Source organism: Rhodocytophaga rosea (assembly GCF_010119975.1).
Taxonomy (GTDB): Bacteria; Bacteroidota; Bacteroidia; order Cytophagales; family 172606-1; genus Rhodocytophaga; species Rhodocytophaga rosea.
In genome coordinates this window covers 1751532-1767540 of sequence record NZ_CP048222.1, presented here as the reverse complement: position 1 = coordinate 1767540, position 16009 = coordinate 1751532, and the positions used below count along the sequence as shown (strand labels likewise).

The window sequence follows — 16009 nt, the reverse complement described above, 5'->3', positions numbered from 1 at the left end:
CAGGTAACAATATTAATTTTATTAGGCAGGGGGCTATAATCCAGTAGTCTTTTGCTCTTACCGTAAATGCATACCTTCAGGAGTTGATCCTATGAAAATTACGTAACTTGTTTGCATCAGCGATAACTTGCAGGACAAAGTATCATAAAAATAATGTACCCATAAAATACCCATATCTGTTTAACGCACTATAATACCTTTTCTATGATGAAGACAATCGCACATATTACAGATATACATTTAGACGAGGATTTTCCCAAAGAACAAGGCGTAGATGCCAGGGAAAACTGGAAGCAGATCCTGAAAGATGTGGCCGCAAGAAATATCTCAGACATCGTTTTTGGCGGCGATATTGGCTCCACAGATTCCAATGAGTGGTTCTTTGCCTCATTTAATAAATATAACTTTAATCCGCTGTTGCTTACGCTCGGGAACCATGATTCTTTTCAGGAAGTACAAAAATACTATAAGCCTATGGAAATGAATGGAACAAGTGAATTATACTATAGCTTTGAAGATACATATTTCCGCATCCTGTATCTGGACTCCTCTGCTGAGCGTATCAGTGACAATCAGTTCCGATGGTTAGAGCAACAACTCAACACCAGCAAAAAAATACTATTGTACATACATCATCCGGTTTTGGGAGTAAACACAGCCATTGATAAAAAATATCCTCTGCAAGGCCGGGAAAGAGTTCGTAAAGTTTTACAACAACACCAACATAAGGTTATTATTTTTTGCGGGCATTATCACTTGCCAGATGTGCAAGCCGTAGAAAATATCACGCAGTATGTCACACCAGCGGCTTCTTATCAGGTAGAGAGAAATCAGGATGATATTCAAGTTAATGCCCGGACATTTGGATATAGGATCATTCGAATCGCAGAAGATAAGGTAAATTCGGAAGTGGTGTCATTCCAGCAGCTGGAATAAATGGACAATAGTAAGTTGAGCATTGAAAATTATTTTTCATTATCTATTTTATTAATGTACTGGCATAAAAATAACTTCCTGGTCAAAAAACTGTATCCTTCGTTTCTATGGAATAAACCTACCCATACAAAAGAGATATACCTCACCTTCGATGATGGACCTATTCCGGAAGTGACAGAGTGGGTATTGGAACAACTGGCGGCGTATCAGGCGAAAGCTACTTTTTTTTGTGTAGGAGATAATATCCGCAAACACCCCTTTGTATTTACTAAAGTAAAACAAGGCGGACATAGCATTGGTAATCATACCTATAACCACCTCAATGGCTGGAAAACGCCTGTATCAGACTATTTTACCAATGTGCAGGCATGCCAGCAGGTAGCAGGAATTCCGGTGCATTTATTCAGGCCGCCTTATGGTAAAATCACCAGAAAACAGGCCGCACATATCCAACAGACGCACCAGATCGTTATGTGGGATGTATTAAGCGGCGATTTCGACCAGCAACTGCCAGCCCAGGTATGCCTGCGTAAATCCATACAGCATACTGAAAATGGAAGCATTGTTGTTTTTCATGATAGCATTAAAGCCTGGAAAAACCTGAAAGAAGTATTACCGGCCTATCTGGCTCATTTCTCAGCTTTAGGGTATACTTTCCAAAGTTTATGACCAGCGATTATTTTACTACCTTTGATTTTATCCTGGTTTTTCCATTTTCCTTATTTTCTTCTTCCAGTTTCTCATAGGCGTTTTCTATCGCTTCCTCTATGGAATGCGATTGTTTCAGGTCAGATGCCTGTTTAGTGAGTTCTGCCATTTTACAATAATGCTGGTGCAGGGTTTTTAACTCCTGTTCGGTCAGGTTTTCTACATTTACCAGCCGGTTACTGGCTCCTTTATTGGCTGCTATTAACTCATTTAATTTCAATTGCACCGCCATAGATTCTTTATTCTGCGATTTTTGAATCAGGAAAACCATCAGAAAAGTAACAATAGTTGTTCCGGTATTGATAACAAGCTGCCAGGTATCAGAGTAATTGAAAATGGGTCCGGTACAGAGCCAGATGATGATAGAAAATAGGGCAAGCATGAAAGCGCCGGAACTCCCGGTAAGGGCAGTTACTTTATTTGAGAATTTTTCAAAACCAGTAACAAGTTTTTCCTTTGAATTTTCCATGTCGATGTATAAAAAATAAGTGATAAAAAATACTGCCTCAGGTGCCTGTAGCGAAAAAAACGGCTTACATTTATAGTGATCTGCTAAAACAATCCCACTATATATTCTCCCAGATTCCATAGCCCGTATATAACCAGGAATAGGAGTGCCAGTAATAACAGGGCTACCCCCACGACGATACCTGTGCCGCTGCCCCTGTGTTTGCCTTCCTGATGGTGTTCTTTCAAAAGCTGGAGGTTTTTGCGGTTTGCCTTATAGGTAAAATCGAACAGGTCACCGATGAGAGGAATACTGCCTATCACCGAATCGATCAGGATATTACCAATCATCAGGATAATTACTTTCCGGCTGGCGCCATATTTAACCATGGAAAGTACCATCGCCCCGGAAATTCCGAATGTTATGATCTCGCCAATAAAAGGAAAAAGGCCAATAATCGGATCAAGGCCGAAGCGTATATTAGTGCCGGGAATGCGGAACAGACTATCCATCCAGGTGGTGGCTTGTTCCAGCCATTTAAGTTCAGTAGATGAGTTGTATTCCCTGACGACTGGGCTATGTACAGATGTGTTTTTCATAAGAAGCTATATTAATTTGCTCCTTATTACGGAAAATGATCCTTTTATGATATAGTACCTATTGATGGTCAGAAAATTCCGGTTTTACTTTTCACTAAAAGCAGATTTTAGAAAATTATTTATACTGATAGATACCTTTGGCATCTACAATTATGGTCGGAATTTGCTTGCTCGCTTCAAATTGAGCATAGCCGGTTTTTAGCTGTTGCCAGAAGTTGAGTAGAGTAGGTTCTGTACTGTATTCCTGTTTAAGCCTGTTGAGGTTAGCTTCAGTAAGTTTAGCCGGGAATATATGCACCGGAATTCTGCTCTGGCCATTAGATCTGGCTTCAACAGTCATAATATAGAGTTCCTTGATTTTATCGTCTGTTAAAGGCAAACAGCCAATGGTAACGCAGCTGCCATGAATAAAAATATCGCCACCCAGGTTAGCTTTTTCTCCCAGAATCCGGTCTGATTCATTCGGATAATTGATGCCCAGTGACAGATGGAAATTGCTCTGCGGATTAAAGCGGTCTATATAATAAAAGCCCTCAGGCACTTGTCCGTCACCGCCATACCGTTTGGGTCCTAATACGCCGGAGGAAGCACATACAGGGTAGGTAATAACGAGCTGATAAGTGGTTTGCTGCGGATGTTTGGCCCATACTTCCAGTAAACCTTCCTGCTTGAATGCCCGAATGAAAAGATGAGATTGGGAAAGGTCAAGTTTTCGGGTGGTAAATAATGCTTTTACACTTTCTTCTTTGTCCTGGTAGGCACTTTTTACCCGTGCATATTTGAGTTGAGCCGTTTTAAAAGTTCCTGGCAAAAATGCCGAAAGTCCGGTGAGTAGCAGAGAGAGGAGCAGGTTATATCGTATCATGCCCTTTATGTGCAAATAGCCTGAAAGGTAAGCTGTTAGAATATATAATTGTTCTCTATAATATTCTGTGCAGAAGCCTGTGTGCTTCTGGGCCGGACAGGCCCCGCTTTAGCATCCGTCCCTGTGTACAACCCATGCAATGCCAATGCTGGCCCAACGGTTGTATCAGGTGACTTCTGCAAAAGCTGTAATTATTTTCTTACTTTCTAGGCTATATTTTAATTATGTAATAAACATATATTGACAAAAGAAAACCCGCAAAGATTCGGCTTTGCGGGTTGTTTGTTATTAATTGCTGTAATATGTCAGACTCTGTATACCCAGTTATGTGGGTCCGGGGCTTTTCCGGTTTTTATTTCATCCAGTACTTTCAATACTTTATTAGAGAACTTTCGTTCGGCTACCGGAGGTAAGGTATAATCTTTTCCTTCATAGCCAACAACAGAAATATGGGCAATGGTAGCGGCGGTACCTACACCAAAAGCTTCCTGTAAAGTGCCTGCCTGAATAGCTTGCATCACTTCTGCTACAGACACTGGTCTTTCTTCCACTTTTACGCCCCAGTCTTTAGCCAGTTGCAGCACACTGTCGCGGGTAATCCCTTTCAGGATAGAATCGGTGGTAGGAGGAGTAATGATGGTATCATTGATGATGAACATCACATTCATCGTTCCGGATTCTTCAAAATATTTGTGCTCTACACCATCCGTCCACAGTAACTGGTCGTAGCCATCTTTAAGGGCAAGTGTAGCCGGATACATAGAAGCGGCATAATTACCTGCCGCTTTAGCAAAACCCATTCCACCAGGAGCCGCACGGGTATAATGAGGTTCTACCCGCACTTTTACAGGTTTGTTATAATACGCCCCAACAGGTGAAGTAAAGATGATAAATATATAGTTTTCAGAGGGTTTTACGCCAATATATTCATCAGAAGCAAACATATACGGACGGATGTACAAGGAGTAGCCAGGTTTGGAAGGAATCCAGTCCCGGTCTATGCTGAGCAGCTGGGTAAGGCCAGACATAAATATTTCTTCCGGTAGGGTAGGCATACACAGGCGCTCCGCTGATTTATTGAGGCGTTTCAGGTTTTCTACCGGACGGAATACAAGCGCTTCGCCTGATTGGCTTTTATAGGCTTTTAATCCTTCAAAAATGGCTTGTCCGTAATGCAGTGCCGACAAAGCCGGACTTAGGCTTAGATCGCCGTAGGGTACAATTTTCAAGTCCTGCCATCCTTTGCCATCATAACTGGCTACAAACATATGGTCTGAAAAAGTTTTGCCAAACACCAACTGGTCAAAGTCGCATTCGCTGATCCGGGATTTACTTACCGGCTGTGTCTGAATATTTACAACATCTATCATAACAATACATATTAGTGAATAAAAATAATCCGTAATTACTGTGAGCCGTAAGCCATTATAAACAACTTAATGGTATATCCAAATAAATTTTCGCCTGAACATGCAGAACGTAGGCTGGAATTGTAAAGATCGAAATTTTTGTTATCAAATTCTTGGTTTCCAGGCAATTTCTTCTGTGCCCAGTTCCTGCGTCATTTTCCGGCTCAGCACAAATAAATAATCCGACAGGCGGTTCAGGTATACAATCACCAGAGGCTCCACAAATGATTCCTGGCTTAAGGCAATGGCCAGCCGCTCTGCCCGCCGGCATACCGTCCGGGCTACATGACAGAAAGAAACAGACTGATGACCACCTGGGAGAACAAAAAAGTGTAGTTCCGGCAATGTCTCCGTCATTTCGTCGATGGCTTTTTCGAGTAGGCTCACATCACTTTCCAGCAGGTCGGGGATTTTTTTGGTACTTTTTTCCGGGTCAGAAGCCAGAGAAGCACCGATTGTAAAGAGCCTGTCCTGTATTTCTTTCAAAAGATCGGCTCGGCTTATATTTACCGGCTGATCTCTTACTAAACCTATATAGGAGTTAAGTTCATCTACCGTGCCATATACATCAATCCGGTCATGCGATTTAAAAACCCTGGTTCCGCCTATTAACGAAGTTTTGCCTGTATCTCCTGTTTTGGTATATATTTTCATCTGGTTTGGTCAGTGGTCAATAATCATTCGTAGTTAGCAGATTTATTTCTTTTTCTTCTTACCCATTTCAGGATCAAAAGTGATGGGAATGTGCATCCGGGTTCTGACAAGTTTTCCTCTTTGCCTGCCCGGTTTAAATCGCTCATCTACTGCTTTAATAGCCCTTAGAACCTCTTTATCGGCTAACTCATTCAACCCTTTTATAATCGTTATATCCTGCATTTTTCCGGTAGTATCCACTATAAACTGAACATATACTTTGCCTTTTTGGGTAAGTCCTTCCGGAAGTTTTATTTCTTTGGCTATTTTGTTCAAAAATCCTTCATAGCCACTTTCTGGTACAGGTTGTTGTTCTACAATAATTCCAATAAATACATCTGTTTCTTCCTCTTCTAGTATCTGATTAGGGGCTATTTGGATAGAATCTGTCTTTATGAGTTCTTGCCCGAAAACAGGATTCAGCAAACCGCTTGCTGTGAATAAAGTAGAAGCCGCATATTTTAAAAAAGTATTATTGAGCTGGGAGGTAGAAAACCTGCCGCAAACAGATGTTTTGGAATGCTTTATTATTTCATTGAATTCAGCGTCCGTTTTATTAACAAAATCATAAACTTTACTTGTACATTTTTCGCAAATCTTGCCCTTATCGAAATCCGTCATAGATTTCCAGTCTTCCTGGCATGGGAACGCTAAGTTTATATTTTTTATCTTGTTATCCTTTTCTCTCATCTTCTCGCAGGAAAGCGATCAATCAAACAATTTTTTAATGACCTATCAACAAATGGTCACTCACCAAACGTTAGTTCAGTGAAGCTAATAACCCTTTTTCCGGCGCAAAAGTTATGAATTTTCCCTTGATATAGGGAATAATGAGCTGGTTTTATGTTAAAAGGCCTTCTGGCTGGATTGAGACACAATAATTATGATCAGTTATTTTGCTACGCCTGAAAATAATTATATTCCCCGTTCTACAGCCTTTTTCTAAGTGCCCGGATAAAGCCACCCTGTTTTGTGGGAAAATAAAACATGTCATAGTAGATATTCATTATCAACTTATCATTTATTTATAATTTCCAGCAAAATTTGCGATATTTAGTCACTTTGCCTATCCAGAATAATACCTAACAAACCCTCTCTATGAAAAAACAAGCCTATATACTTGCGCTTATGGTGTTAAGCACTTTTGTATCCTTAACTCCGCCTGCCAAAACCCTGGATATGTACTGGATTGATGTAGAAGGGGGTGCTGCAACGCTGATTGTTGCTCCCTCCGGCGAATCTATTCTGATTGATTCCGGCAATCCGGGTGGCAGGGATTCGGAACGCATTTATACAGTAGCATCAGAGGTGGCAGGCTTGAAAAAAATTGACCATTTGATTACTACTCATTTTCATATTGATCATTTTGGAGGTGCCGGGGAACTTGCCAAAAGAATCCCCATTGTAAACATCCATGATAAAGGCATTCCAGAAAATCTTTCAGAGGACGTAAATTTTGCTAAAAATATTCAGCCGTACCGCGACATTAAAGCGAAGCGCTATACTATTAAACCAGATTATGAACTTTCTCTAAAAGCTATGCCCAGAGGTACAGCGCCTTTATCTTTGCATTGCCTGGGCATAAACCAGCAATTTGTAGCCACACGTAAAGATGCAGATACCAATGGCGATTGCGGCGAAACTACCGATAAGCCTGTGGATACTTCGGATAATGCCAATAGCAGCGTATTTATGATCAATTTTGGAACATTTACTTTATTTAATGGCGGCGATCTCACCTGGAATACAGAAAAGAAACTCGTATGTCCGGTAAATTTGCCCGGAGAAGTAGATGTGTATCAGGTGAACCACCATGGCTTAGATCAAAGTAATAACCCCGTACTGATACAAAGCCTTTCACCAACGGTTGCTATTATAAACAATGGAACCAAAAAAGGGTGCGGACCGGAAACTTTTACTTCTTTACGGAAAACTCCTTCTATACAGGCTATTTACCAGGTGCATAAAAATCTGAGGGAAGATGGGACTACAATTAATACAGCGCCGGAAAAAATTGCCAATATGGAAGAAAATTGTAAAGCCAATTATATCAAACTTTCGGTCACTCCAGATGGACAGCAATATACGGTTTCCATTCCAGCCAACTCGTATAAACAAGTGTATCAGAGCAAAAAGTAAATAGGTATTGGATAAATGAGAATGGATAATTATAAAAAATAGCTGGTGAAACAATCAGCGGTTTCTGAATAGGCGAAGGGAATTCAGAACCATTAGCAAACATTTAAATAAACAATGAAAAAATCGTCAATCCTTTTGATTTTTATTCTGGCATTGCATATATCTTTTTGCGGCTACGGACAGATTAATTGCCAACGCGAAAGAATTATTGGAGAATGGACTGAGGTGACAAATATGGCAGGTGTTCATACAAACATTGACAGTTTAAGAAACCTGATGAATAACAGGAAGGAGACACTAGGAACTTGGAATTTTAATTCTGATGGAACTTATACTTACAAAGACAGCTACTCTAATGAGTATTATCGGAAGGGTCAAAAGTTTAATTTTGATAACTCAACTTGTGAAATTATATTATGGAGTAAGTCAAAATCTAGGACAAAAAAAGTTTCAAGAGAGAATCTTGAAATAATTTATATCGAACATGATTTTCTGGTATATAAGAGCGATGATAACCCAAAAGGTTACTATACACATTTAATGAAAAGAAAGTGACTTAATATATTGTCTACAGTTATACGAACGCATGAGTCAAAGGTATGGGTATTCTTTCTACAAGCTATAGATGAATATGTATTAAGCCTTGATTATTTAATATCCATTTTCAATTATCCATTCCTTTTACTTTTCTTCTCCCATTACCTGCATCCAGGTATTCTGTGCTTTCATTACCCGTTCGATTATATCCCGCACGGCCCTCGGCCGCCTTTAAAGGGAGAAATATAATGAGCAATAGCCTGAATATCGGCAGAAGCATCTTCCGGGCAAGCTGCCAGTACGCCGGTTTTCATGACCTGAAAATCAGGCATATCATCGCCCATATACAGGATTTCCTCCGGGATCAGTCCGTTTTCCTGCACAAATTTTTCAAATACTTCCAGTTTCCGGGTAGTAGCTACTCCTAAATAGATATATTGAATTTTCAGAAACTCCAGCCGTTTGCGAACCCCTACCTGGTTGCCTCCTGATATAATGGCTACTTTATAACCGGCTTCCAGGGCTTTTTCAATGCCGTATCCATCCCGGATATAAAAGATTCGGGCCTGTTCGCCGCTTTCCAGGGCCAGTACACCGCCGTCGGTTAGTACGCCATCTACATCAAAAATAAAGGTGGTAATTTTTTTGAAATCGTAATTAATAAAGCTCACAGCGGTATTAGGTTTAAAATCCGGACGTATGTTAGCTAATATTTTCGTTTTCTGAAAGCAATAAAACAAGAGATCCGATATAAGCTTTTGCTATATATGATATGTGTTTAGTGTGCTTCTCTTAAATTGCAAAAAACGGATGTACCACTGCATCTATATGTGCCCATAGTCTATATGTTTGTAAGAGTAGTAATTTGGTTGAGTGCTTTTTTTCTGAGTATATCCTTATTTGCCCAGCAACCCCTGAAAGGAAGAGTAGTTGATGAGCAGACCAGTGAACCGCTGCCTTTTGTAACTATTTTTGTAAATAATACTACCTTCGGCACCGTTACCAACGAAAAAGGGGAGTTTACTCTGAATCTGACTTCCGGAAGGCATGAGATTGTAGTTTCTTATGTGGGATATGAGCCCATTGTTTTTCAGGTAGACAGCTCTCAGTTACATCGTACATTTTTATTCAAGCTAACTCTCAAAGAGTTTGTACTAAACGAAATAGAAGTCAGGTCGCAGCGGGATAGTTTATGGTATGTAAACCTGGAAGTGTTCAAGGAAAATTTTATAGGCCGCAGTGCCGTGGCCCGGGGCTGCAAACTGCTAAATCCGGAAGTATTAATCATCACATTCGATCCGCAAAGCGTCCTGCTGGAAGTAAAAGCGAGAGATGTATTGCAAATAGAAAATCCAACCCTGGGATACAAGATAAAATATGTGCTGGTGGAGTTTAAGTATTATACACAGGAGAGTTATGTGGTGTATGTAGGCTATCCCAACTATGAAGCAATGTCTGGAAATTCTAGCAGGCAGCGGCGCTGGAAGAAGAAGCGGCTGGAGGCGTATAATGGTTCGCCTATGCATTTTATACGAACATTGCGGGAACAGAAACTGGAACAGGAAGGCTTTAATCTGCGCCGCTTGCACCGAAAACCCAATCCTAACCGGCCCAGTGAGGAGGAGCTAGAGCAGGCCAGGGCACAACTCAGGCAAAGAGGCCCTCAGGTAGTATTGAAAGAATCTGATCCCATTTCGATTACTTTGTCCAAAGCCAGCCTGCCTAAAACTATAGAATGGCTAGATACCGCAAGGGTTTCCTACCAGTCATATTTGCAGAGGCAGGGGAAAGAGGTAGCCTTAGGTTTTGAAGGATATTTTCAGGTGGTATATACCGGCGAAAAAGAAGAAATAGCCTATGTGCAATCTACCAGCGGTTTTCAGCCCAGGCGGCCTACTTTCCAGACATCTGTGATTTCTATGAAAGAAAAGTCCGTTTTTCTGGAAGAAATGGGAAACATTAGTGACCCGTTAGGTATACTTTTCGAAGGATACTGGGGCTGGGAAAAAATAGGTGATTTGTTGCCCCTCGATTATCAGGTAATCCGCCCATAGTTAGGGTCAGGTTTTTAGGCTATATAATAGCTTGTATGTTCGTTTCGTGAGTTGAGCAATAAAGTAAACGGAGGAAGAACCAGAATAGACCTTCAGGATAGTCAGCATAAAACTTTCCTGTTGACCATTGCCATTGACTTACTGCTTAGTTATCGTGAGGCAGGTGATAATTCCTTACGCATCACAAAATCATTCATCCAGAATTCCCCGATGGGAATATCTTCTTCCTGATAAAAAGTAAATCCAAGGCGCTCATAAAAATTTCTGGCTGGATTATACCGGTTTACATTTAGTTCGAGTACTTTTCCGCCTTCCTCCAGCACTTGTCCTTCTACCGCTTCTATTAGCTTTTTGCCCAGGCCTTTTCCCTGAAGTTCGGGTAATAAATATAGTTTCTGAAGCTTGAAAACACCATTTGTATCTGGTTTTTCTGAATAGGAAGCATAACCGCTTGGTTTTCCCTGTACATACAAAATCAGAAAGATGTGACCTAGACTAGTCATTTGTGTTTCCAGAGAGGCAGGTGAATACATCTCATTAAACATAAACTCCAGTTGGGCCTTTGATAAGATATCACGGTAGGTAGGTTCCCAGGTTGCTTTAGCCAGCGCTATAATTACCGGAACATCAGCCTTTTCAGCTTTCCTGATCTGATTCTGGGGAGTATTGGTTACAATCATATTTAATAACAGGCTTATATATTTTATATATGCACATACTTAAGAAAATGCAATTACATGCGTAGTTTTTATTGGTATTTTCAGACGTATGTATGCATTATTTCCTTATAAAATGAAATAAAAACCCGATATTGTACACAGTACAATTCGTGATTTTACAACACACTTGTTTCATGCGTACTGTTAGTATATAACAGTTGGTTACAAAGTTTTAATTTAATCATTAACAAAGACTTATTACTACTTTTTATCCAAAATAAAATATTTTATTGCCAGTGTTATAGTTTTTGTTTTTTTAATCCAAAAATCTCATTTTAATAGAAGATACATCCTAAATATGTAGGCATTTTATGATTTTGTTATGTATTTATTTTACAAGTCCGGACTGAAAGTAAATATCTGAGCTTTTTACCGGAAATGGTTTGCTAATATCTTTATTAATATAGTTATATTTTTTATGGTTTTTTCTGTTACTACGGCTACCTTGAAACATGCGTTCCTTTCTGTTAAAATTCTGCCTGCCTTGTTTAGTTTTGCTTCTATGTACCCATACATTTGTACAGGCTGCCCACATCATTGGTGGTGAAATTACTTATAAGTTTCTCGATAGCACCACAACAGGCGGCCGCAGTTACCGCTACCTGCTGACTTTTAATATTTATATTGATGAGGCTACCAGTGGGGCACAGGCTACTGGTCTGCAGTTTGCCATTTACCATGCTAATACCAACCAGCGTATCGGAGATGCAATTTTGCTCGACAATCCTGAACCCGTGAATATAACCCCGGTACTGCCGCCAGGTTGTAGAATACCAGGGATAGAAAATTTCGGAATATTGCTATTCTCTTATGAGACGATTGTTACCTTACCATACTCAAGTGAGGGTTATCATATCATCTACGAGCGCTGTTGCCGCAACGATGAAGTTGTGAATCTTCAGCCGTTTTCCGGAAACACATTTTATGCATTTATTGCCGCACCCGACCTGCCCAATAACTCAGCTGTTTTCAGCGAAGTGGCTATCCCCTACATTTGTGTGAGAGATACCAATACGGTTGTAAATAATGCCGTTGATGCTGATGGTGACAGACTGGAATACCGGTTTGTGCGGCCTTATACCGGAGGAACCAGAGAAGATCCGGTACCACAGCCTCCTTTTATCTATGATTTTCCTCCTGATCTGGTAAGCTATAATGCGGATTATAATTATGTAGAGCCTTTTGGAGAAAACAGTGTTGCTCAAATCAATCTGGCAACTGGGATTACCAATTATGCCGCTCCCAGTGTCGGGAATTATGTGGTGGCTATAGAAGTGAGAGAATACCGGGCGGTAAATGATAGTACCGAAGTATTAGTCGGTATTGTGCGGCGGGAATTGCAGTTGCTCGTGGGCGATTGCCCGGTTAATAATATGCCAAAGTTTTCAAGTGCCAGTACAGATACCTTGCAATACAATGTGGAAGCAGGAGAGAAGCTTTGTTTTACGGTGGAGGCAACTGATATTGAAAATGATTCGCTTGTACTTTCTGCCACCGGAGATATATTGTTGGGAACAAATGGCTATAGTGGGCCTCTGGCAAGTTTTCCGGCCGTCATAAAAAAAGGTAGTGTATCTTCACCCTTTTGCTGGCAAACCACCTGCGATACGCCGCCAGGAACCTATCAGATAACCGTAAAAGCCCAGGATAAAGGATGTCCGCCTAAAACCAATACTGTCATCTATTTGATCAAACTGCTACCGGTGCGTAAAAAACCGGTAATCCGGGGAAGCAAATCTGTTTGTCCTGGGGTAACGCTGGTAGATTATAGTGTGGAAGCCAGAAGCGGATATACCTATGCATGGACAGTAGATGGCGGTACGATTGCTTCCGGCCAGGGAAATGCCAGCATTAAAGTAAACTGGGGCTTAACCAATCCGTCGGCCAGTGTAGCTGTATTGCTCACCTCACAAGCAGGCTGCCAGTCGGAAGAAGCGATATTGCCAGTAAAAATCAACAAAGCTCTTACCCCACCAGAGCCTGAAGGTCCGGATACACTTTGTGTAGCAGATGGAAGAAATCTTCTATATGAAATAGTATACACCAATGGATCTACCTATCAATGGCAGATTTCGGGCGGAAAAATTATCAGCCAGCAACTCAACCAGGTTACGGTTAGCTGGGAAACAGCAGGTAAAGGATTACTCTGGGTAAAAGAATTCAGCAACCAGGCAGAAATTTGTGAAGGTATATCAGATACGCTGTCTGTTTTATTGTATGCTTCCCCTGATTCTACACTTACCATTGCCGGCAAAAATAGTATGTGTGCGCTGGAAAAAGGCATATCGTATACTCTTTCCGGGGCACCTGATTCTGATTATACCTGGGAAATTACCGGAGGCACTATTGTGTCTGGGCAGCATTCGCCCACTATCCTGGTCGACTGGAATGAGGAAGGTACCCATCAGCTATCTGTGCAGGAAACTTCGGTAGCCGGATGTAGTGGAAAATTGATCGCAATTTCCATTACGGTTCACCCCAATCCTACTACTGGTATTACCGGCAATGATCTCACGATTTGCCCGCAAGGCTTAACCAATAAAACATATACAGTTCAGGGAAATGACTCTTCTACTTTTCAATGGACCATTGGTGGCGGAGAAATCATCTCAGGACAGGGTACATCCCAGATACTGGTAAACTGGCAAGCGGAGGGAGTAAAAACGCTCACCGTTCATGAAACCACTGCTTCCGGATGTACAGGCCAGATCATTACATTTCCATTAGTTGTTGATGCCTCAGCCATCAGTATTAACTATGTTAGCGTTGGTGCCGACCTGGCTAAGGATAGTTTGATTACGCTAACTTTTCAGGCTGTTAATACCAGTAATTTTGGTCATAAACTAAGTGTTCACCGGCAGAACCTGACTTCGGGCGGACCCTGGGAAAGTATACAGACAAATCTTTCCTCTGCTACTACCGGCTTTACTGATCAGCCGCTGCCTACCCAGTCGAATACCTATCAGTATAAGGTAAGCCTGGTCAATGCCTGTGGTTTTGTGGTAGAACCTTTGCCGCATCAAACTATTCTGCTGGCAGGTGAAGCCAACGAAAAGGAAGAAAGCACCACGCTGCACTGGAATGCGTATAAAAACTGGCCTTTGGGTGTGCGGCAGTATGAAATCTGGCGCCAGCTTGACCAAAGCAGCCAGTTTGAATTGTATGAAATAGTCAGCAATCAAACGTATTCCTACACCAAAGCCAATGCGAAAGAGGGATTTTATCACTGTTATAAAATAAAAGCAATCGCCGAGCACGACATACATACCTTTTCCTGGTCGAATGCGGCTTGCCTTTCTTTTCAGCATGAGTTAGTGCTGTACAATGTGATTACGCCTAACCAGGATGGCTACAACGACCGCTGGCAGGTTACCAATATTGAATTATATCCGGATAATGAACTGGTGATTTACAACCGCTGGGGAAAAGAAGTGTACCGCAAACAAAAATATTCCGGAGAGTGGGAGGGAGCAGGTTTAAGTAATGGTATTTATTACTATACGCTCACGATCAGTAGTACTGATTATACAACAACAAATGCAGGCGATGGATTTCCTGCTTCTCAGCGATTGATTAAGGGATGGATTAGCCTGTTGCGGTAATAAAAATGGTACAAAGCCATAGGGTTGTTCCAACAATTTGTAGCTTGCTTCGTTTAACACATCGTTTTACTGAATACACTTGTTTTCCGGCAGTCAGCTGGAAACAGTAAACAACATCATCATGGAAGCTACCCCTGTTACTTTGCATTTTCAGCCAGCGCCGCCAGAACATGGCGACCGTAAGCCCATCCGGGATGGATTATCTTCTGTTGTAAAAGTGGGCGACTACATATTTCTGGCCTGCGATGAAGGGAGCAGTGTAGAAAGATTAAAATGCACCAGTAAGGGCTACGAAGAGCATACTATCTTCTCTTTAGCTGAATACATTCCCCTGACTGAAGGCAATACAGGCGAAGTGGATATAGAAGGAATAGATTTTGAAAATCATTATTTGTGGATAACCGGTTCGCATGGATTAAAGCGCAAAAAACCGGATGAGGAAGGAACGGTAAAAAAGAAAATAAAACAATTGTCGAAGGTGGAACTGGAGCCTAACCGCTATGTACTGGCCAGAATTCCTCTGGTGGCAGATCCCGATACAAAGGAATACCATTTTTATAAATCTTGTAAGCATCCGGATGATCCGGAAAAAACACTGACGGCTGCCGTATTGAAAGAAAAAAAACACACCAATGAACTAACTGAAGCTTTACAAGAAGATATACATCTGAAAAATTTTCTGAAAATACCCGGGAAAGACAATGGATTTGATGTGGAAGGACTTGCCCTGGATGGTTCCAGGGTATTTTTAGGCTTACGGGGACCTGTACTCAGAGGCTGGGCAGTTATCCTGGAAATAGAAACCAAAGAGATTGACAAGCACACCATTGGTTTACAAAAAATAGGGCCTAAAAGCCAGAAGTATAAAAAACATTTTCTTGACCTGGCCGGAATGGGCATACGTGAACTTACACCAGCCGGAAAAGACCTGTTGATTTTAGCGGGCCCTACCATGGACCTGGATGGAACTATCTCTGTGTACCGCTGGAAAAATGCTATACCCGATACAAAAAACTCAAAAAAATCGATTGTATACGAACGCAAGGTGGAACGTTTGTTTGATATTCCGCATGGTACCGGTAAAAATTCAGGAAAGGATAAGGCTGAAGGAATCACCCTGATCGCCGATCATGAGTTGCTGATTGTATATGATAGCCCGTCTGCACAACGGAAAGCTGGGAAAACAAATGTGGTAGCAGATATTGTTTCTATCAGCGGCGATAACAAGAAACGGGTGGGTAAGTGATAGACCAGCAAGATACATAGCAGCCTTCATTTGTAAATGCAGGCAAATTATTTT

15 protein-coding genes are annotated in these 16009 nt (G+C 41.3%); 7 read left to right on the top strand and 8 right to left on the bottom strand.

The features are described from left to right. The first annotated feature begins 204 nt into the window (after positions 1-204). Entirely contained in the window at positions 205-936 is a 732-nt protein-coding gene (locus GXP67_RS07365; RefSeq protein WP_162442539.1) for a metallophosphoesterase family protein, read from the top strand. A gap of 54 nt (positions 937-990) precedes the next feature. After that, positions 991-1605: a polysaccharide deacetylase family protein gene (locus GXP67_RS07360; RefSeq protein ID WP_162442538.1), complete on the top strand. Its 615-nt coding sequence runs from the start codon at positions 991-993 to the stop codon at positions 1603-1605. A gap of 7 nt (positions 1606-1612) precedes the next feature. On the opposite strand, the gene GXP67_RS07355 is transcribed toward GXP67_RS07360, so the two are convergent. The 6 genes from GXP67_RS07355 to GXP67_RS07330 form a co-directional block, all read right to left on the bottom strand. Then, a complete protein-coding gene (locus GXP67_RS07355; RefSeq protein WP_162442537.1) occupies positions 1613-2113 on the bottom strand; it encodes a low affinity iron permease family protein in 501 nt (166 codons plus the stop codon). An 83-nt stretch (positions 2114-2196) separates the two neighbouring features. Continuing rightward, complete coding sequence (locus GXP67_RS07350) at positions 2197-2691, bottom strand: DUF4112 domain-containing protein (RefSeq protein ID WP_162442536.1); 495 nt, start codon at positions 2689-2691, stop codon at positions 2197-2199. 115 nt (positions 2692-2806) lie between these two features. Continuing rightward, positions 2807-3556 carry a L,D-transpeptidase family protein gene (locus GXP67_RS07345; RefSeq protein WP_162442535.1) on the bottom strand — a complete coding sequence of 250 codons (750 nt, stop codon included), beginning with the start codon at positions 3554-3556 and terminating at the stop codon, positions 2807-2809. A 305-nt stretch (positions 3557-3861) separates the two neighbouring features. Next, the gene (locus tag GXP67_RS07340) at positions 3862-4926 is read right to left on the bottom strand and encodes a branched-chain amino acid aminotransferase (RefSeq protein ID WP_162442534.1); all 1065 of its coding nucleotides are present in this window, start codon (positions 4924-4926) and stop codon (positions 3862-3864) included. Positions 4927-5070: 144 nt separating this feature from the next. Further along, the gene (locus GXP67_RS07335) at positions 5071-5619 is read right to left on the bottom strand and encodes a cob(I)yrinic acid a,c-diamide adenosyltransferase (protein ID WP_162442533.1); all 549 of its coding nucleotides are present in this window, start codon (positions 5617-5619) and stop codon (positions 5071-5073) included. A 42-nt stretch (positions 5620-5661) separates the two neighbouring features. Next, a complete protein-coding gene (locus GXP67_RS07330; RefSeq protein ID WP_162442532.1) occupies positions 5662-6348 on the bottom strand; it encodes an energy transducer TonB in 687 nt (228 codons plus the stop codon). 408 nt (positions 6349-6756) lie between these two features. On the opposite strand from GXP67_RS07330, the gene GXP67_RS07325 reads away from it, so the two are divergent. Next, complete coding sequence (locus GXP67_RS07325; RefSeq protein WP_162442531.1) at positions 6757-7797, top strand: ComEC/Rec2 family competence protein; 1041 nt, start codon at positions 6757-6759, stop codon at positions 7795-7797. 114 nt (positions 7798-7911) lie between these two features. After that, positions 7912-8352 carry a hypothetical protein gene (locus tag GXP67_RS07320; protein WP_162442530.1) on the top strand — a complete coding sequence of 147 codons (441 nt, stop codon included), beginning with the start codon at positions 7912-7914 and terminating at the stop codon, positions 8350-8352. 185 nt (positions 8353-8537) lie between these two features. On the opposite strand, the gene GXP67_RS07315 is transcribed toward GXP67_RS07320, so the two are convergent. Further along, entirely contained in the window at positions 8538-9005 is a 468-nt protein-coding gene (locus GXP67_RS07315; protein ID WP_317170120.1) for a KdsC family phosphatase, read from the bottom strand. Positions 9006-9164: 159 nt separating this feature from the next. Here GXP67_RS07315 and GXP67_RS07310 point away from each other — a divergent pair, with 159 nt between their 5' ends. Beyond that, positions 9165-10388: a carboxypeptidase-like regulatory domain-containing protein gene (locus GXP67_RS07310; protein WP_162442529.1), complete on the top strand. Its 1224-nt coding sequence runs from the start codon at positions 9165-9167 to the stop codon at positions 10386-10388. 149 nt (positions 10389-10537) lie between these two features. On the opposite strand, the gene GXP67_RS07305 is transcribed toward GXP67_RS07310, so the two are convergent. After that, positions 10538-11068, bottom strand: coding sequence for a GNAT family N-acetyltransferase (locus tag GXP67_RS07305; protein WP_162442528.1), 531 nt, complete (start codon positions 11066-11068; stop codon positions 10538-10540). A gap of 491 nt (positions 11069-11559) precedes the next feature. Here GXP67_RS07305 and GXP67_RS07300 point away from each other — a divergent pair, with 491 nt between their 5' ends. Continuing rightward, positions 11560-14709, top strand: a complete 3150-nt coding sequence (locus GXP67_RS07300) for a PKD-like domain-containing protein (protein WP_162442527.1) — start codon at positions 11560-11562, stop codon at positions 14707-14709. A 121-nt stretch (positions 14710-14830) separates the two neighbouring features. Next, positions 14831-15955: a DUF3616 domain-containing protein gene (locus GXP67_RS07295; RefSeq protein WP_162442526.1), complete on the top strand. Its 1125-nt coding sequence runs from the start codon at positions 14831-14833 to the stop codon at positions 15953-15955. Positions 15956-16009: the final 54 nt, after the last annotated feature.